The sequence below is a fragment of the Tardiphaga sp. genome (assembly GCF_044340795.1).
GTDB lineage: Bacteria > Pseudomonadota > Alphaproteobacteria > Rhizobiales > Xanthobacteraceae > Tardiphaga.
Map to the genome: position 1 here is coordinate 1 of NZ_JBIISY010000035.1, position 18,539 is coordinate 18,539.

The window sequence follows — 18,539 nt, forward strand, 5'->3', positions numbered from 1 at the left end:
TGCCAGCTGGCCGGCGAAGTCGTGGCGCGGTCACTTGACGTGCCGCTGCCAGGTCCTGTTCTCGGAATGCTGTTGTTGGTTACCTTACTCGCTGCGCGGGATAAATTTGCCATCATGACACGCGGCCCTTTAAATATGGGTCGTGTCGAGGCTACCGCACATAAGCTGCTGAGCTATCTATCGCTGATGTTTGTTCCCGCTGCGGTCGGCGTCGTTCAGAACATCGATCTGATCGCCAAATATGGGATCGGCATCATCGCCACTCTAGTCGTCTCCGTGATGGTTACTCTCCTTGCCACCGCGGCCACCTTCATGCTCGTTACCCGCATGTCCGCGCCGGACAAAATCTCGTCGTGAGCGAAAATTACTTCTCGTTGTGGGTATACCTGTCCAAGCAGCCGCTGACTTGGTTGACTATCACGCTTGTCGTCTACGGGCTCGCAGAATTCTTCTCATCTGCTACGGGCAAGCATCCGTTTGCTAATCCCGTTTTGCACTCGATGTGGATTATTGCTGTTTTCCTGCACATCACAGGCACGAGCTATTCCAGCTACTTCAGCGGATCGCAGTTCGTGCATTTCTTGCTCGGCCCTGCGACAGTCGCTCTCGGCGTCCCGCTTTATGAAAATCGACAACTCATTCGCGCAGCAGTCTTGCCCATATTTTTTGCGCTCCTCGTCGGAGGCACGGTCGCTATTTTCTCGGTGGTCATCTTGTCGGAAGTGTTCGGCCTCCCGAAACTTGTCGAGCTTTCGCTCGCTCCGAAATCTGTCACCGCCGCCGTTGCGATGGGGATCAGCGAGTCATTGGGGGGTAACGTATCACTTACCGCCGCGACGGTGATCGTCACCGGCATTCTCGGCGCCATAGCCGTCACCCCTCTCATGAATCTTCTCCGGATCAATGACTATCGCGCGCGAGGATTTGCCTTGGGCCTGGCCTCGCATGGCATAGGGACGGCTCGGGCGCTCCAGATAAACCCGTTAGCAGGTGCATTTGCCGGACTCGCGATGGGCCTCAATGCACTACTTACCTCGATGTTAATCCCTGTCGCCGCGGCGCTTTTGCACCCGTAGCTTACGACGAATGACCTAACATACCGGGAACGGAAACCTCACGATGCCACACACTCTCGCCAGCCTCGCCGCCGATCTTGCAGCCGGCCGCACCACCTCCCGCAAACTTGTCGAGGACTGCATCGCCAGGATCGCCGATCCCGATGGCGAGGGGCAGCGGGTGTACATGCATGTGGACAAGGCCGCCGCACTTGCCGCAGCGGATGCGATGGATGCGTTGCGCAAAGCCGGCGCCGAACCGTCGCGCTTCGCAGGCATCCCGGTATCGATCAAGGACCTGTTCGACATAAAGGGCCAGGTGACCCGCGCCGGCTCGCGCGCGTTGGACGACAGCGCGCCGGCGGCAAAGGATGCGCCGACGGTGGCGCGGCTGCGCGCTGCCGGCTTCGTCCTGATCGGGCGCACCAACATGGTCGAGTTCGCCTATTCCGGCATCGGCACCAATCCGCATTACGGCACGCCGAAGGGCGCCTGGAAGCGCGAGATCGGTCATGTGCCGGGCGGCTCGTCCTCAGGCGCCGGCGTCTCCGTGCTCGACGGCATGGCCCATGCAGCGCTCGGCACCGACACTGGCGGCTCCTGCCGCATTCCGGCGGCCTTCAACGGTATCGTCGGCTACAAGCCGACCCAGCGCCGCGTGCCGCTCGATGGAGCCGTGCCGCTATCTTTTACCCTCGACAGCATCGGTCCTTTAGCGCGCAGCGTCGCCTGCTGCGCGGCGATGGATGCCGTGCTGGCCGGTGAGCCGGATTTTGAGCTCGTGCCCCGTGCCATCAAGGGTATGCGCCTCGCTATCCCGACCACGATTGCGATGGACGAACTCGATCCGGTCGTATCCGACATATTCGAGCGCACCATCACGCTGCTCAGCGACAAGGGTGCGCTGATCGAGCGTATCGAAGTGCCGTCCTTCAACGACATCCCGCTCATGAGCAGCAAGGGCGGTTTTACCGCAGCCGAAAGTTATGCCTGGCACCGCGAGCTGCTCGCCGCCAAGGGCGACGTCTACGATCCCCGCGTCTCCGTGCGCATCGCGCGGGGCGAGACACAGAATGCGGCGGACTATATCGACCTCCTGCCGATGCGCCGTTCGCTGATCGCGCGCGCCGAGGCGACGATCGCGCCCTATGACGCGCTGGTGATGCCGACCTGTCCGATCGCGCCGCCGTCGATTTCGGAGATGGACGACGACAAGATGTTCGCCAAGAAGAACTTGTTGGCGCTGCGCAACTGCACGCTGATCAACATGATCGACGGCTGCGCCATTTCGCTGCCGATCTCGCGCAAGTGCGAAGCTCCCGTCGGGCTCATGCTGGCTGCGGCCGGTGGCAATGATCGCAGAATCTTCGAAATTGCTGCAAGGATCGAAGACTTGACATCGAGCCAGCGGTAATAAGCGGACGACCAACAGATCATTCGCCACATGCATGCTCGTCCATTCGATCGGCGCATCTCTTCGATAGGCGGGCAAGCTATGCTTTCACATTACGAAAACTGCGACCCCAAGTGACACAAAGATGAAGATTGCCGTTGCCAAGGAAATCGATCTGCAGGAGCCGCGCGTTGCGGTCTCTCCGGACACGATCAAGAAATTCAAGGCGCTCGGCGCCGAGGTCGTGATCGAGCCGGGCGCGGGCATCAAATCGGGCCTGCCGGATTCCGAATTCACCGCCGTCGGCGCGACCATCGCTGCCGATGCGGTGAAGGATGCCGACATCGTCATCAAGGTGAAGCGCCCGGAAGCCTCGGAGCTTGCGAACTACAAGCGTGGCGCGCTGGTGATCGCGATCATGGATCCCTATGGCAATGAAGCCGCGCTGAAGACCATTGCGGACGCCGGCGTGTCCGCCTTCGCCATGGAGCTGATGCCGCGCATCACCCGCGCGCAGGTGATGGACGTGCTGTCGTCCCAAGCCAATCTCGCCGGCTACCGTGCTGTCATCGAGGCTGCCGAATATTTCGGCCGCGCCTTTCCGATGATGATGACCGCTGCCGGCACCATTCCGGCCGCAAAAGTGTTCGTGATGGGCGTCGGCGTTGCCGGCCTGCAGGCTATCGCCACCGCGCGCCGTCTCGGCGCCGTGGTCACCGCGACCGACGTGCGCCCGGCCACCAAGGAGCAGGTCGAGAGCCTCGGTGCAAAGTTCCTGGCGGTCGAGGACGACGAGTTCAAGAACGCCCAGACCGCCGGCGGCTACGCCAAGGAAATGTCCAAGGAATATCAGGCCAAGCAGGCCGCGCTCACCGCCGAGCACATCAAGAAGCAGGACATCATCATCACCACGGCGCTGATCCCGGGCCGCCCGGCGCCGCGCCTGGTCACCGCCGATATGGTGGCGTCCATGAAGCCCGGTTCGGTGCTGGTCGATCTCGCCGTCGAGCGCGGCGGCAATGTCGAGGGCGTCAAGGCCGGTGAGGTCGCCGACGTCAACGGCATCAAGATCGTCGGCTTCACCAATGTCGCCGGCCGTGTCGCAGCCTCGGCCTCCAGCCTTTATGCCCGCAACCTGTTCTCCTTCATCGAGACGCTGGTCAGCAAGGAGACCAAGGCGCTCGCGGTGAACTGGGACGACGAACTGGTGAAAGCCACTGCGCTGACAAAGGACGGCGCCGTCATCCACCCGAATTTCCAGCCGAAGACTGCTTGAGGATATCGCCATGGATCACGCTTCGCTGGTTTCTCCCTTCGTCTTTCAGCTCTCCATCTTCGTGCTCGCGGTGTTCGTGGGCTATTTCGTGGTGTGGTCGGTGACCCCCGCGCTGCATACGCCGCTGATGTCGGTGACCAATGCGATCTCCTCGGTGATCGTCGTCGGCGCGCTGCTCGCGGTGGGCGTCAAGCTCGCCGGCAGCGGCGGCGTGCTCGCCCGCGGCTTCGGCTTCGTGGCGCTGATCTTTGCCTGCGTGAACATCTTTGGCGGCTTCCTGGTCACCCAGCGCATGCTCGCAATGTATAAGAAGAAGGCGAAGTAAGCGATGAACGCCAATCTGTCTGCACTTCTGTATCTCGTCGCCGGCGTGCTCTTCATCATGTCGCTGCGCGGCCTGTCGAGCCCGGCCTCCAGCCGCCAGGGTAATTTCTTCGGCATGGTCGGCATGGCCATCGCCGTCGGCACCACGCTGGCCGCGCATCCGCCGGCCGATGCGATCGGTTGGATCCTCGTGATCCTCGGCATCGCCATCGGCGGCGGCATCGGTGCCGTCATCGCCAAGCGCGTGCCGATGACCTCGATGCCGGAACTGGTCGCCGCCTTCCACTCGCTGGTCGGCATGGCCGCGGTGCTGGTCGCCGCCGGTGCGTTCTACGCGCCGGAAGCGTTCGGTATTCTCGACCCTGCCACGAACAAGATCGTCGCGGCGAGCCTCATCGAGATGTCGCTGGGCGTCGCCATCGGCGCGCTCACCTTCACAGGCTCGGTGATCGCCTTCGCAAAACTGTCGGGCCGCATGAGCGGCGCACCGATCATCCTGCCGGCACGCCATATCATCAATATCGTGCTGGGCCTCGCGCTGGTGTTCTTCATCTACGGCCTGGTGAAGTCCGGTTCGGCGGTGGATTTTTGGGTCATCACCATCCTCGCGCTGCTCCTCGGCGCCCTGCTGATCATCCCGATCGGCGGCGCCGACATGCCGGTCGTGATCTCGATGCTCAACTCCTATTCGGGCTGGGCCGCCGCCGGCATCGGCTTCACGCTGGGAAATTCGGCGCTGATCATCACCGGCGCGCTGGTGGGGTCGTCGGGTGCGATCCTGTCCTACATCATGTGCCACGCGATGAACCGCTCCTTCATCTCGGTCATCCTCGGCGGCTTCGGCGGCGAGAGTGCCGCGGCCGGCGGCGGTTCGGGCGAGCAGAAGCCGGCCAAACTTGGCTCGGCCGACGACGCGGCCTTCATCATGAAGAACGCACAGAAGGTCATCATCGTGCCCGGCTACGGCATGGCGGTGGCGCAGGCCCAGCACGCGCTGCGCGAAATGGCCGACACGCTGAAGAAGGAAGGCGTCGAGGTGAAATACGCCATTCACCCGGTCGCCGGCCGCATGCCCGGCCACATGAACGTGCTGCTGGCCGAAGCCAACGTGCCCTACGACGAGGTGTTCGAGCTCGAGGACATCAACTCCGAATTCGCCCAGGCCGACATCGCCTTCGTCATCGGCGCCAATGACGTCACCAATCCGGCGGCGGAAGAGGACAAGACCTCGCCGATCTACGGCATGCCGGTGCTGCAGGTCTGGAAAGCTGGCACCGTGATGTTCATCAAGCGCTCGCTGGCCTCCGGCTATGCCGGCATCGACAATCCGCTGTTCTATCGCGACAACACCATGATGCTGCTGGGTGACGCGAAGAAGGTGACGGAGAACATCGTCAAGGCGATGTGAGCGGGTCCTTCTACGGGCTATGTCCCTCATCCTGAGGAGCGCCAAAGCGCGCGTCTCGAAGGATGGCCACAGGCGCCGAGCCAGGCCAGCTCATGGTTCGAGACGGTGCTCCGCGCCTCTACACCATGAGGGATGGAGTAAAGAAACGAAAAATGCCCGGCGATGAGCCGGGCATTTTTGTTTGGCGCTGGGCTCGGCCCTTAAGCCGGAATGCGATGCAGCGCGCAGATCTTGTTGCCGTCGGGGTCGCGCAGATAGGCGAGATACATCTTCACGCCACCTTCGCGGATGCCCGGCGGTTCTTCGCAGGTGGTGCCGCCGGCCGCGATGCCGCTTTTCTTCAGCGCCTCTTTGGGGGATGACGCTCGCATGCGTCATCTTCAGCATAGTTCTTAAGCGGCCAGTTGTCGGCTGAAATCGCACAAAATGACATCGTCGCTGAAGGCGCGACGATGTCAGCGAACGAAAGCCAATTAGACCTATTACTCCGGCTGGATGCCTGCGGTCTTCACGATGTCCGACCACTTTTTGATTTCGGTGTCGACGAAAGTCCGCAATTCCTCTGACGTACTCGATTCCGGTTCGATGCCAGCCTTGAGGAGCCGCTCCTGTGTCGCAGGATCCTTGACGGCAGCGACAAGAGCCTCACGCAGCTTCTGTACAACGGGCTGAGGGGTCTTGGCAGGAACGAACGCGGCAAACCAGGCAGCAAGGTCGTACCCCGGAAGGCCAGCTTCTGCGATGGTCGGCAGATCAGGAGCCAGGGCGCTGCGTTGTGCGGTCGAGACGGCCAAGCCGTTTGCCGCGCCCGATTTCACTTGCGGTAAGGTCGTGGAGATATCCGCGAAGACAATGTTGATCTGGCCACCCAGCAAGTCGGTGATCGCCTGAGGATTGCTCTTGTAAGGCACCGGGAGGATGTCGATCCCCGCCATGGACTTCAACATCTCGCCTGCAATTCGCGACGAGCTTGACCCGTAGCCGAACGACAGTTTGCCAGGGTTTGCCTTGGCATAAGCGATCAGTTCTTTCAGACTTTTCGCCGGAACGGATGGGTTCGTAATCAGGGCCAGTGTGATCGTCCCGAGTTTTGTCACGGGTTCGAAACCGTTCACAGCATCATATGGCACATTCTTCAACAGGCTCTGGTTCGCGCCGTGCGTTGTGTTTGTCGTGATCAGTACCGTATGACCATCGGGCTCTGCCCGAGCCACGTTTTGCGCAGCAAGAATGCCACTTGCTCCGGCTATGTTCTCGATGACGATCGGTTGTCCCAACGTACGGGACGCATGGTCGCCCAGAATACGCGCCACGGCGTCCGTAGCGCTTCCTCCGGCGAAAGGCACGACGAACTTGATGGATTTGGTTGGATATGTCTGCGCCATCGCAGGCCATGCGATGGCCATCGTGCCGATCATCGCAATTGCCGCCGTTGTCCAGTGTTTGGCTTTCATGTGTCCCCTCCGTTAGATTTCATTTCGATCGGGCTGCTTCGCATTTCTTTAAGCTGGTTGCAGCTGTGGTTGGTCGGTCGTTCAGATAATTTCTTGACGTTGTGGCAGGTCGAAATCGAGCAGCGCGGAACTTAACCCTTTGCCGTGAGCATCGAGGGCGAGAGAGCGCGTGACACCGCCGCCCAGCGCACCGAACAGAACGAAATTAAGGGCCGCAAGGGTTGGCAATTCGTAGCGAACGACCTCGCCGCTGACGATGTCGCCGAAGTACTCCTTGACGCGAGACGCTGTCAGATTCTCACGCAGCAACTCGTAGTCCCGCTCATTGAAGGCGATGACGGAAATGTTGGATGTATTTCCCTTATCGCCGGTCCGGGAATGGGCAATTTCACGCAACTTCATCGCTCATGCCTCAAACATCTGGACGCTGGTCTTGACGACGTGTTCCGGAACGAGCGTCGAGGCGACGGCGATCACTTCACGGGATGAGCGCCAAGCTCCGCCACCGCCGGCCGGGCCGTTGGTGTACAGGGTCTCGACCTCCTGACCGATGCGCACTGCTTCTTCCAAGGATTCCGTACGACCCGTTACGCGGATGCGAACTTCGTTCGCCGAGGCTTGCTGGGCGAGGGTGGAGCCATGAAGGGCATCGACACCGATCAGATCGAAGCGTAATTCGGTGGTCTTGACGCCTGTCAATTTGAGGCGTTCACGGACGATATCGATCGCCAATCGTCCTCGCTCGACAGCGCCGGGGCCCGCATAGGAGATCTGCCCTTCCCCGATATAGCTGTCCAGATATCCAACCGACACCTTCAGCTCGCCCGTCTTGGACCTGCCAGTTGCCCCGGCCACATGAACACGGTCGGCGCCCACCTCCTCTACCCGGACAGTCGAAAAATCGGCGATGACGTCAGGCTGGTAATAGCGTGCCGGATCATGGATCTCGTAAAGCAATTGCTCTTTGACGGTGGCCGCGGTCACTGCGCCGCCGGAACCCTCGACCTTAGTAATGACGAGATCACCGTCTTCGCGTACTTCGCCAATCGGGAAGCCAAGCCGCGCCAGATCTGCAACATCCTTCAAACCCGGGTCGGCAAAATAGCCACCCGTAATCTGCCCTGCGCATTCGAGAAGATGCCCGGCGAGAATACCTTTGCCGAGCATGGACCAGTCGTCCATCTTCCAGCCGAAGTCGAACACGAGTGGTCCAAGATATAGTGAGGGATCTGCCGCGCGCCCCGTGATCACGACGTCAGCTCCGGCCACAAGGGCCTCCACGATACCGGCCGCGCCCGTATAAGCGTTCGCCGAGACGACCCGGTTGCCCAAATCTCTCACTGTGCCCCCACTATCGATGGGCAGATCCAGCTGTATGGCGGTATCGAGTACGTCGTCCCCCACCACGGAAGCGACCTTCAAACCCTTCATTCCGTGATAACGGGCAATCTTCGCCAGAAGCTGTGCCGACGCCTCCGGATTGGCGGCCCCCATGTTTGTCACAATGCGGACGCCGTTGGCTCGGCACGCCGGGAGGACGGCGTTCATGCGCGCGTCCAAGAGAGGATCGTAACCCGTTTCGGGATCGCGCATCTTGGCTTGCTGCGCAAGCGCGATGGTTCGCTCTGCGAGACATTCGAAAACAAGGTAATCCAACCGACCGCGTTCAGCCAACTCGATTGCGGGTTCAAGGCGGTCACCGGAGTATCCGGCACCGGCACCCATGCGTATCGTTCTCAAACGCGCACCCGAGGCGCGACCAAGTTCAATCGTCTCATTCCCTCACCATGGTCTAAACGGTCACGGAGTGCCGAAATTCATTGCAATGTGGATCGAGCGCAGGCGATTATGCAATTGAAATAAATGAATGGTAGAAATAGATTCTATCTATGGATGTAAGTATCAGGCAGTTGAAGTCGTTCATTGCGGTCGCGAAGTTCAAGAGCTTCACGCAGGCCGCGATGCATCTGAATGTTTCGCAGCCCACGCTTACAGTGCAAATCAAACGATTGGAGGAAACTTTAGGTTTCCAGCTATTCGACAGAAGTCCGAGAGCCGTAGTTTTGACACGCGTCGGCATCGAGTTGCTGCCCGCGCTCGAGCGTATACTTCAGGATCTCGATTCTATTCTTACCCATGCGCAAGATTCTGAGGATAGACAACGTGGCATCGTCAGGATCGCCGCCCTGCCCTCGTTCGCAGCCGGAGCATTGCCAGATGCGATCAGAGAGTTCCGGGACGAGCATCCCGGCGTCTCCTTCGTTTTGAAAGACGCCATTGCGAGCCGAGTGCTGAACCTTGTGCGATCCGACGAGGTCGATCTCGGTTTCACCGGCGGTGAAACGAATTTTGCCGACATCGAGCATGTTTTCTCCGCACGGGATCAGATGATGGTCGTCTACCCGCAAGGACATCCCATTGATGGACAGCGCCGGATTACGCCAAAGTTGCTGGCCGCCTATCCACTGGTGTTGATGGATCAGGGAACGAGCGTCCGTGCGGTCACAGACTTCGGTTTCAGCAAGGCTGGACTGATGCCGTCCCCAGCTTCCGAAGCGACCTACATGATGACCGCGATAGGGATGGTCAAAGCAAGGATCGGCGTTACTATTCTCCCGGTTTCAGCCAGAGAAGTCGCCGCTGAGCCTTCACTAAGAAGCCGGAAGATCAACGATCCAAATTTTTCGCGGGCAGTAGCGTTGATCAAGCGAGCGGATCGCATCCTACCGCCATTGGTCGAAGCGTTTGCAATGTTTCTGGCTAAACGGACAAAGACTCTCCTTCGCGGGTGAGCCTCTACCTTGCCATCGAACGTTCAACCTTCTGTGACGCTGGCGACCATGTGATCTTTGATTTGCACCGTCTTCTAAAATCCGTGCGTTCTTAGGGTCTTTTCTTCCTATATCACTTTGAGCGGGAACGCCTCCGCCGCGGGCTGTTGGCGAAGTACAGCCGCCAGGTTGGTCCGTAAGCTCCGCATGTAGAACGACGCAACTTACTATCTTGATCGGTCAACTCCTCGAATAGCAACGTCTTGACCCGCAATATGCGCACTTCGTTGCGGAATGCTCTTAACCGATTATGGATGTCAGGGCATCGACAGGCGTACCCGCGGTTATCACCGACGATATGTGATTGTGCGCCTTTAGCAGTCGTACGTCGAGATCGACTTTCCCTCTGCGCTTTATTGCCTCGCTTAGCAGGAGCGCCGACGAAAGAAATTGGGGCGGATCCAGCTCAGAAGCGACTACGCTGATGGGAAACTCGATCCGGTCTAGATGACTGACCGGTGATCGATCAACCCATGTATTTTCGTCATTTGATAGATATGACCGCACATTTTCGGTCATCCCATGAAAAGGGAAACCGTAGAGACCGCTGATCAGAATTACTCGACTGATATCGTCAACGATCTTGTCATTGAACCGGCGGTCAAAAATCGCTGCGGACAAGTGCGTGGCCCCCGCCGAATGACCGACGACATCAACAGAGCCGGCACAGCGGCCAAAGTTGCCGGAGATCTTGATGGCATGCGCGATAAATGCAGCGACATCGGTGGCGCCTGCTGGCCACCCGTGTTCGGGAGCCAGTCGATAATCTGTGACAAAGACAAGCCGCCCGCGGCGAGCGAAATGATTACCGATAGCACTGTATCCGCTGCGGCTCCCGCTGACAAAGCCTCCGCCTGGGACAAACAGCAGGATCCCGTTGAATACGTCGCCCGACCAGTATACGTCGGCCTCTTGACGTTGGTCAGGTCCATAGAGGACCGTGGCTTTCTCAGCATCATCGTTCAGCGAATCGGGATACATCTGGGAAACGAGGTCTTTCGTTCCCGAGAGCACGTCTGCGTCGAGCCGTGCCCCAAACCTGGTCAGGCTGTCGAAAAATTCTTTCTTCAGGGATGCTTCCACGTTTACCGCCAGAATACGATACGTTGACGGGCGAGACGGACGACGGTCGTGAGCGTCAACCCCAGCACCGAAAGATATGCAAGCAGTGAGAACACTCCGGGTACATCGATCTGCGATTGACGTTGTACAATGAGGCTGCCGATGCCCATCGAAGCTCCAACGAATTCACCGACGATTGCGCCGATCAGCGCAAGAACCACGCCGACTTCCAGTCCGGCAAACACATAACCCAGCATGTTTGGAAGCCGCACTTTAAAAAATATCTGCGACGGGGATGCACATAACATCCGCATGAGCGAGACCCGTCGTTCATCGACCGAGCGAATGCCGGTGATCACATTTACCAGGATCGGAAAGAACGATATCAGCGCTGCGGTAACGACTTTGGACGAAATGCCGTAGCCCAGCCAAATCACCATCAGCGGAGCGACCGCAACTTTGGGGATAGTCTGCACGACCAGGATAATTGGATACAACATTCTCTCTACGAGCGAAACTGTACCAATCAACGTGCCTAAGACGAGCCCGGCGACTATCGATATCGCGATCCCCAGGAGAACTTCCGTAAGTGTAATCAAAAAATGAGAGTTCGCCTCTCCCGACCGTAGATCTTCGCCAATCCTCGCCGCAATAGTCGAGGGGCTCGGTAGAATGTATTGCGGAACGGCGAGATAATCGACGGTCAGTTCCCAGACTGAAAATATAGCTGCAGCCGTGAGAATCGCAGGAGCCACTAAGCGCAGGCGTCGCACGATCTTTGATTCACTCATGGCGGCCCTCCGCTTCGCTGCCCAATAATTTTCGGAGGTTGCCGACATATTTGCCGAACTCATCCGTGTTCATCAATTCAATGCGTCTTGGCCGAGGGATGTCGATTGACACGATTTCCTGAACCGTCGATGGCCGACCTGACATTACGAAAACGCGGTCCGACAGAAACGCGGCTTCTGCAATGGAGTGTGTCACGAAGATAACTGTAGCCCCGGTGGCCAGGCTGATACGCTGAAGCTCTAAGTTCATCTGTTCGCGCGTCATAGCATCAAGCGCGCCGAATGGCTCATCCATGAAGATAAGCTTGGGATCAAGTGTGAACGCGCGGGCGATGGCAACGCGATGCTGCATTCCGCCAGATAGTTCGTTTGGATATTTTGTCTCAAATCCAGAAAGGCCGACCATTTTGACCATCGCCATGGCCCGCTCTTTCTGGAGCGAGAGCTTCAACTTTCGTACCTCGCCGGGAAGCATCACGTTCTGAAGGACGCTCCGCCAGGGAAACAGGATCGGATCTTGAAAAACCACCCCGAAATCCGGCTGCGGACTGGTAACCACCTTACCCGCGTAAGTGATACGGCCATCGGTTGCGGGAAGCAGGCCAGCCAACATCATCATCAGTGTCGACTTTCCGCAGCCCGATGGCCCGAGAATCGAAATAAACTCTCCTTCATCGATCGTAGCGGAAACTGATTCGACGGCCTTTACAGGACGTCCGTCTGCTGCCTCATATGTTTTCGTTAGCCTATCAATTTCGATGAGTGCCATTACGTCTTTCCATTGCGGCTGGCCGGCACGCGTGCCGGCCCGTACCACGCCAAATAAAACGACCTTGAGCTCAGTTCATTTTTTGATTGCAGCAAAGTCGATCGAACCGACTTCATCCAGGAGCGTGTTGGAAAAGATATCCTGAGCCTTGATATCGGCGGTGAAAACACCGTCTTCCTTCAAGACGCTTAGATAATAATTCACGTCATCGAAATTAAAGCGTGGCGCCATCTTATCGTCGGGAGTACCTGGCGGGAATGGATCCATGAATCCGATCTCTGCGAGGCCGTTCTTGAGTTGCTCCTCCGGAGTCTCTCCGACGCGTGCGCCTGGAACCTTTGCCCAATAAATTTTCACCGCCTCTTCTCGATGATAGGCCATATAGGCACGGGCTTTGATGATAGCGCGAATGAAGCCGATATGAGCTTTCTTCTTCGCCTTGAAAGATGCTTCAGACACGAAGATGCCGACGCTCGGAACCGTCTTCAGTTTCGGATGCATGATCCACTGCATCTTCAAACCAGAGCGCTCGATGGCCGAGTATCCGGCATCCCAAAGGGAAAGAGCATCGACACGCCCCGTTTCGAGGGCTTGTCGCGCCGACGCTCCGGTGCCGACAGGAACGAACATTCCATTATCCGGCTTTATACCCGCAGCGCGAAGAATCGAGCGCGCAATGACAAGCGATCCGCTTCCCATGTTCGTTACGCCGATCTTCTTCCCTTTCAGTTGCTCTGCGGTCTTGATCTCGCTTCCTTGCAGAGTTGCGATCCAGAACAGGTTCTGCGTGTTGATGGGAAGGTAGAAACGGCCACGCATTCCCTTCTCGTAACCGGCAACAAAAGCTTCGAAAGAGAAGCTCCCCGCGTCTGCCTCTCCGCTTGCTGCCAGCTGAGTCGCCTGCGACGTATTCTGCGAATACCTTACCTCAACCGCGAGTCCCTCGTCGGAGAAATATCCGAGCTTCTCGGCAACATAGATGGTTGCGCTACCGGAATTTGGCGTCGGAGCACCTGAGCGCACAACATAGGCTTCGAGTGCCGCCACGGAACTTCCTCCCAGCGCAACAAACAGCGCGACTGCGAGTGAGGCTTGACATAGTCGTGCGGAAACGCTCCGCCATCCCGATTTCCTCATTGCTTATGCCTTTGCTGGAGTAATGATATATTCTTCAGATCGAAACGTCGCAGTTCGTTGAAAGTAGTCGAGCACCGAGAAAGGCCATGGAACGATCGCGCGGCCCGTCTTGCTGCGATACCAGGTATCGACCCGGCTATCGCCCCATGCACACTCGCGATTAGCTGCATCGACGCTGGACACGAATTCCGTGAGGACTTCCTGCCGGACATCCACCTGCTCTGTCTCATTGAGGAGCATGAATTCGATTGCATGGATCGCGAACTCAAGCGCGCATTCCATCGAATTGATTGCGTTGCCGTTTACGACAGTGCCGCTGTTCGGACCACCAAGCTGGAAAAGGTTGGGGAAACCTGGAATCGAAATTCCGAGATATGCGCTGCACTCATCTTTCCATCGATCATGCAGGAGTTCGCCTCCCAATCCCCGGACTTCGATTGGTGCCAGGTATTCGGTCGCCTTGTAACCGGTTGCCCAAATGACGACGTCAAGCTCGTGCTTCTGACCGTCCACGGTCTCGATCCCGTCCGCGACAAATCGCTCAATACGTTCGGTCACCAGCTTCGAGTGCGGTCGTTTCAGGGCACTGACGTAGGCACCGTTATCGCGCACCATACGCTTCGTCCCGGGAGCGTAAGCCGGCGTCAGTTGTTCAAGAAGGTCAACTCGATCGCCCACCTGAGCTTTCAGGCTCTCGATGCAACCCACGCGGATTTCTTCATTGAGTCTGCTGACCGAAATAGGATGCGTCCAGGAGCGATCAATTTGAACCGCCGGACGACGTCCCTCAGCAGCGATCCAGTACTGCCACAAACGAAACCAGTTGCCGTAGAAGGGCACACGATCGAGAAGCCAGCGCATACCTGGCTTAATATCGCTATGGTAGTTTGGCGTCGGCAGCATCCATGCGGGATTGCGCTGAAAGACTTTAAGACTCTTCACATGATCGACCACCGAAGGCACGATCTGAAACGCGCTCGCGCCAGTTCCGATGACCGCGACCCGCTTTCCTGCGAGATCGACATCACTTTCCCACTGTCCAGAGTGAAACAGTCGACCTTTATAGTCATCCGTGCCTTCATATGCCGGTATGATCGGCCGATTGAGATGGCCCGCAGCAGTGATCACAACATTCGCGCGGTACTCTCTTTCGGCATCACCTTCCCGCGCTTTAACAACCCATAGTCCGGCCTCCTCGTCGAAAATCATGCTCTCGACTTCGGTTGAGAACTTGATGTTCGGTCGAAGATCCCCTCTCGCCACGACCTCCTTGGCGTAATTCAGAATCTCGGAACGCTGGGAGAATTGCTGAGGCCAGTCAGCCTTGGCTGCAAATGAGAAGCTGTATGCAAAATTGGGCGTATCCAGGCGACAACCGGGATATGTGTTGTTCCACCAGACGCCGCCGACCTCCGGATTCTTTTCGAGTACGACGAAGGGAATTTCCGCCTGCGAGAGACGAAACGCCGCCGCGATACCCGACAGACCCGCGCCGATCACGAGCACCGAGAATGCGCGCTCAGGCGCAAGGTCGGATTTGCGCCATTTCGGCCGGCGCTCATCACTCGGCAAACCAAGCTCTCGGAGCAGCAAGGGCGCCATCGCAGCCCCAGCGCCGCCCGTCATGTAATCGATAGCCGCCTCCAGAGACTCCCGATGCGGAACCCCGCTCGGCCAACCGCGGTCACGCGCTGCGATCAACGCGGATTTAGCGATGTGACGCGCGCGGGCCTGTTGCTCCGCGCTCATGCCGCCCTGCGGGGCAATAGTGACAGCCATCGGGGGGGTCGGCGGCACCAGATCGCGCGGGGCTAGACCGGGATCGTCATAAATTGAGGACAGCGCGGCAAGCAGTGATGGAAGCTCGGCATCCGCCAGAGCCGCCTCGATCGCGGCATCGTCTCCATCAAGCGCAAGCGCCCCGGTAAATAGACCGCCAACGTCAGCCTGCGGCCCGGCCTGCTGGTTTTGCTTAGCAGCAGCAATCATCGTTTCTCTCCCATCATTGCCCTCAGTCGATCGTTCTCAAGGAGGAAAGAGCGCAATCGATGCACTTCGAAACATCCGTGATGTTTTACAAATGGCGCATCAAAGCCTATCTGCGGCTTACGCAGTTGAAAAGAGCATATTTGACGCATTTAGTGATGTATCACTAATCATAATGGCCAATTCGACGTCATAGGCGACGTCGATATGCCGCCAAGCGGCATTAATAGCCCTGGAGAGAGCACTCGTGCTCACATTGCTATCGCCAGAATAACCGCTGTCTGTCAGGAGGTTGGGGCTATCGGATGAGATCGCGTAAGAATGCACGCGGTGGCGACCAACGATGCCATCAGATCACGCAGACATATCTTCTCGCACCAACTTGTTTGCGAACGAATATCGGGTCACTGTGATGCATCACTCCATAAGAGGCGTCCGCGTGGGATTACGGTCACTACCTTGCAAAACTTTCAGCGGTTGCGAACGATGGCAGCACAAAAGACATTCACTCCAAGTACCATCGATTGACGTCCGCGGAACGCGGCAGGCCGTGACGCCCTTCAGCTCCACATCGACAAGGTCGAGGTGATCGGAGTGTATCCTCGGCAAGTTGCCCCAATCCCGATAGTCGACCGGAGTACGATGAGCGATCCAACGACCGGATTGGAGGTAAGGCCGGAAGACTCTTTATCCATGCAGAAGCGAACACGCCCGTGAGCGCCGAAAGACTTTCCTCAGCTTGATCCGACCTCCTCCGCACCTTCAGAACCGGGCTATCGTACTCAGACTCGGACCGAACACACGCCGCGATAGAACGCCGGTGATCGCAGCTTTCCAAAATGAGCAAACAATGTCTCACGCAGACGCTTCGCAGACAGTTCAAGACCAATCATTAGGCGCACGCGCATACGAGGCCATCAAGCATCGAATCTTCACCGTCGCCTATGCCCCGGGGGCGTACTTGAATGAGGTGTCCATCTCGGAAGAGCTGGAGATCGGCAGGACACCGGTACATCACGCACTGCATCGCCTAGCAAAGGAAGGCTTGGTCAACGTCATCCCACGCAAGGGCGTGATCGTTCGGCCGGTTTCTCTCGACGAGGTCGCCCAGATTATTGAAGTGCGACTGGTAAACGAAGCCTATTGCGCGTCTATGGCAGCCCGACGAGTGACGCGGGCAGACCTCGAAGCTCCGAAAGCAATTCTTGCGGAAGCGCAGCGTGAGATCGACTCCGGCAACGGGGTCGAAGGGTTGATGAACCTGGATCAGAGCTTCCATAGGTGGATCGCGAAAGTCTCGGGAAATCCGGTCCTGGCAGACATCCTTGCAAATCTCCAAGATCGTGCTGCTCGCTTCTGGTTTTTGTCGTTGAGCGAAGCACACCATCAGCAGCAAGTTCAGCAGGAGCACATGGATCTTCTCCAGGCAATCGCCGCCCGCGACGAAACATCGGCCGCCAGCATGGCGCGCGCTCACATCGAATCCTTCCGCAATACGATTTTACGCGTACTCTGAACGAGCCTCTAGAAATGACAGACTGTCTTGCCACCGCTTCAGAACAGATACACCTGCTCAAAACCGGACAAACTCGGTCACGGGATCTGCTTGAGGAGCACGTTGCGCGCATCGAAAAGTATAATCCCGCGCTGAACGCGATCATCTATCTGTCCCTCGCCGAAGCACGAAAGCGCGCGGATGAAGCCGATGCCGCGAGATCGGCGGGTATAGATTGGGGCCCCCTCCACGGATTGCCCATGACCGTGAAGGACGTCCATCACATTGCAGGCTGGCCTACGACTTATGGCGACCCTTCCCAGGCGGATTGGGTGCCCAACAAGACGGCAACATTGATAGACCGATTGAGTCGCGCTGGGGCTATCATATTCGGCAAGACAAACATCCCGTTGCATTCCGCCGACTTCCAAACATTCAACGCTCTGTTTGGCTCAACGAGAAATCCATGGGACCTCAGCCGTTCTCCTGGGGGGTCATCAGGCGGGGCCGCCTCTGCACTTGCCGCCGGCCTCACACCGCTGGAGGTCGGTACGGACATAGCCGGCTCGATCCGTTTCCCTGCGCATTTCTGCGGGGTTTATGGCCACAAGCCGACCCACGGCATCATTTCTCATGAAGGGAACCTTCGGGTAGGCAGCAACGTCCCGACTGATCTCTCCACTGCCGGACCAATGGCTCGATCAGCCGACGATCTGGAACTGCTGCTTAGAATCCTGGTAGGGCCTGCATATGAAGATGAAGCGGCCTGGACTTTCCGCTTGCCTAAGCCAAGAAAGACACGACTTGCGGATTTTCGTATCGGCACGTTTCTGAATTCTTCGATCGCCCCGATCGACGAAGCATATTCTGAAGTCATCAAGGCTTTTTTGAATCTGCTTATCAACGAGGGAGCTTCGCCGAGCGAGAACTCTCCCGTCTTCGATCATGCTGAAGCGCACGATGCCTATATCCGTCTTCTTCGTGGCACCGGATCCGCAAGGCTAAGCGACATCGAGTTCAAAGAAGTACTATCTCAGAGCGCAGCTCTGGACGAGGCGGATCGATCATACGCAGCCCAGTTAAAACGCGCACAAGCGCAAAATCATCGGAGCTATGTTCGAGCCGAGGAAGTGCGAGCAGAGGTTAAGGTCGCGTGGGCTCGCTTCTTCGAAGACCACGACGTTCTTCTGGCTCCAGTTACGCTTTCGGCCGCTTACAGGCTCGACGAGAGCACACCACGTGAGATCAGGCAAATTCCCGTTTCTGGAACGATGGTCAACTACAATGATCAGCTGTTCTGGTCCGGCTACAACACGCTTCCGTCGCTACCGGTTACGACAATTCCGATCGGCTTCGTTTCGGGGCTACCAGTGGGACTGAACATCGTCGGGCCGCACCTAGGGGACACGACGACGCTCGCATTTGCCAAGGAATGCGCAAGACTCCATGGCTTCGTGGCGCCTCCGGGTTATGAGTCATGAGGTTCGATGGAGCCCCATATCCTCATTCTGCACGAAGCACTAAGCACATCGACACGCATTCGATCGAGGAATCATCC

17 protein-coding genes and 1 pseudogene are annotated in these 18,539 nt (G+C 57.9%); 9 read left to right on the forward strand and 9 right to left on the reverse strand.

Annotated elements, in window-relative coordinates; translation table 11 throughout:
- From ACIQ17_RS08325 to ACIQ17_RS08350, 6 genes are all read left to right on the forward strand, one after another.
- A partial coding sequence (locus ACIQ17_RS08325) for a CidA/LrgA family protein (protein ID WP_398467328.1) occupies positions 1-357 on the forward strand: 357 nt, incomplete at its 5' end.
- Positions 354-1,076 (forward strand): LrgB family protein, encoded by a 723-nt coding sequence (locus ACIQ17_RS08330; protein ID WP_398467330.1) that lies wholly within the window; start codon positions 354-356, stop codon positions 1,074-1,076. The genes ACIQ17_RS08325 and ACIQ17_RS08330, both read left to right, overlap by 4 nt.
- A gap of 43 nt (positions 1,077-1,119) precedes the next feature.
- A complete protein-coding gene (locus ACIQ17_RS08335; protein ID WP_398467332.1) occupies positions 1,120-2,469 on the forward strand; it encodes an amidase in 1,350 nt (449 codons plus the stop codon).
- Positions 2,470-2,593: 124 nt separating this feature from the next.
- Positions 2,594-3,724, forward strand: a complete 1,131-nt coding sequence (locus ACIQ17_RS08340; RefSeq protein WP_398467334.1) for a Re/Si-specific NAD(P)(+) transhydrogenase subunit alpha — start codon at positions 2,594-2,596, stop codon at positions 3,722-3,724.
- A gap of 10 nt (positions 3,725-3,734) precedes the next feature.
- Positions 3,735-4,049, forward strand: a complete 315-nt coding sequence (locus ACIQ17_RS08345) for a proton-translocating transhydrogenase family protein (protein ID WP_398467336.1) — start codon at positions 3,735-3,737, stop codon at positions 4,047-4,049.
- Positions 4,050-4,052: 3 nt separating this feature from the next.
- Positions 4,053-5,456, forward strand: coding sequence for an NAD(P)(+) transhydrogenase (Re/Si-specific) subunit beta (locus tag ACIQ17_RS08350; RefSeq protein ID WP_398467338.1), 1,404 nt, complete (start codon positions 4,053-4,055; stop codon positions 5,454-5,456).
- Between the two features lie 200 nt (positions 5,457-5,656).
- Here the strand turns inward: ACIQ17_RS08350 and ACIQ17_RS08355 are convergent.
- The 4 genes and pseudogenes from ACIQ17_RS08355 to ACIQ17_RS08370 form a co-directional block, all read right to left on the reverse strand.
- Positions 5,657-5,788: pseudogene (locus tag ACIQ17_RS08355) on the reverse strand (VOC family protein); the annotation flags it as partial.
- A gap of 150 nt (positions 5,789-5,938) precedes the next feature.
- The gene (locus ACIQ17_RS08360) at positions 5,939-6,910 is read right to left on the reverse strand and encodes a Bug family tripartite tricarboxylate transporter substrate binding protein (protein WP_398467340.1); all 972 of its coding nucleotides are present in this window, start codon (positions 6,908-6,910) and stop codon (positions 5,939-5,941) included.
- A gap of 81 nt (positions 6,911-6,991) precedes the next feature.
- On the reverse strand, positions 6,992-7,312 hold the full coding sequence (locus tag ACIQ17_RS08365) for a hypothetical protein (RefSeq protein ID WP_398467342.1): 321 nt from the start codon (positions 7,310-7,312) through the stop codon (positions 6,992-6,994).
- Positions 7,313-7,315: 3 nt separating this feature from the next.
- On the reverse strand, positions 7,316-8,650 hold the full coding sequence (locus tag ACIQ17_RS08370; RefSeq protein WP_398467344.1) for an acyclic terpene utilization AtuA family protein: 1,335 nt from the start codon (positions 8,648-8,650) through the stop codon (positions 7,316-7,318).
- A gap of 149 nt (positions 8,651-8,799) precedes the next feature.
- Here ACIQ17_RS08370 and ACIQ17_RS08375 point away from each other — a divergent pair, with 149 nt between their 5' ends.
- Entirely contained in the window at positions 8,800-9,702 is a 903-nt protein-coding gene (locus ACIQ17_RS08375; protein WP_398467346.1) for a LysR family transcriptional regulator, read from the forward strand.
- Between the two features lie 279 nt (positions 9,703-9,981).
- Here the strand turns inward: ACIQ17_RS08375 and ACIQ17_RS08380 are convergent, their stop codons facing one another.
- From ACIQ17_RS08380 to ACIQ17_RS08400, 5 genes are all read right to left on the reverse strand, one after another.
- Positions 9,982-10,824: an alpha/beta hydrolase gene (locus ACIQ17_RS08380; RefSeq protein ID WP_398467348.1), complete on the reverse strand. Its 843-nt coding sequence runs from the start codon at positions 10,822-10,824 to the stop codon at positions 9,982-9,984.
- Between the two features lie 2 nt (positions 10,825-10,826).
- Entirely contained in the window at positions 10,827-11,594 is a 768-nt protein-coding gene (locus ACIQ17_RS08385) for an ABC transporter permease (protein ID WP_398467350.1), read from the reverse strand.
- Positions 11,587-12,363, reverse strand: coding sequence for an ABC transporter ATP-binding protein (locus ACIQ17_RS08390; RefSeq protein ID WP_398467352.1), 777 nt, complete (start codon positions 12,361-12,363; stop codon positions 11,587-11,589). Before ACIQ17_RS08390 ends, ACIQ17_RS08385 begins: the two co-directional genes overlap by 8 nt.
- A gap of 75 nt (positions 12,364-12,438) precedes the next feature.
- Positions 12,439-13,410: an ABC transporter substrate-binding protein gene (locus tag ACIQ17_RS08395; protein ID WP_398467354.1), complete on the reverse strand. Its 972-nt coding sequence runs from the start codon at positions 13,408-13,410 to the stop codon at positions 12,439-12,441.
- A 93-nt stretch (positions 13,411-13,503) separates the two neighbouring features.
- Entirely contained in the window at positions 13,504-15,489 is a 1,986-nt protein-coding gene (locus ACIQ17_RS08400; protein WP_398467356.1) for a flavin-containing monooxygenase, read from the reverse strand.
- A gap of 847 nt (positions 15,490-16,336) precedes the next feature.
- On the opposite strand from ACIQ17_RS08400, the gene ACIQ17_RS08405 reads away from it, so the two are divergent.
- Both ACIQ17_RS08405 and ACIQ17_RS08410 read left to right on the forward strand, forming a co-directional pair.
- Positions 16,337-17,002 carry a GntR family transcriptional regulator gene (locus ACIQ17_RS08405; protein WP_398467358.1) on the forward strand — a complete coding sequence of 222 codons (666 nt, stop codon included), beginning with the start codon at positions 16,337-16,339 and terminating at the stop codon, positions 17,000-17,002.
- A 14-nt stretch (positions 17,003-17,016) separates the two neighbouring features.
- Entirely contained in the window at positions 17,017-18,462 is a 1,446-nt protein-coding gene (locus tag ACIQ17_RS08410) for an amidase (RefSeq protein ID WP_398467360.1), read from the forward strand.
- The last annotated feature ends 77 nt before the right edge of the window (positions 18,463-18,539 follow it).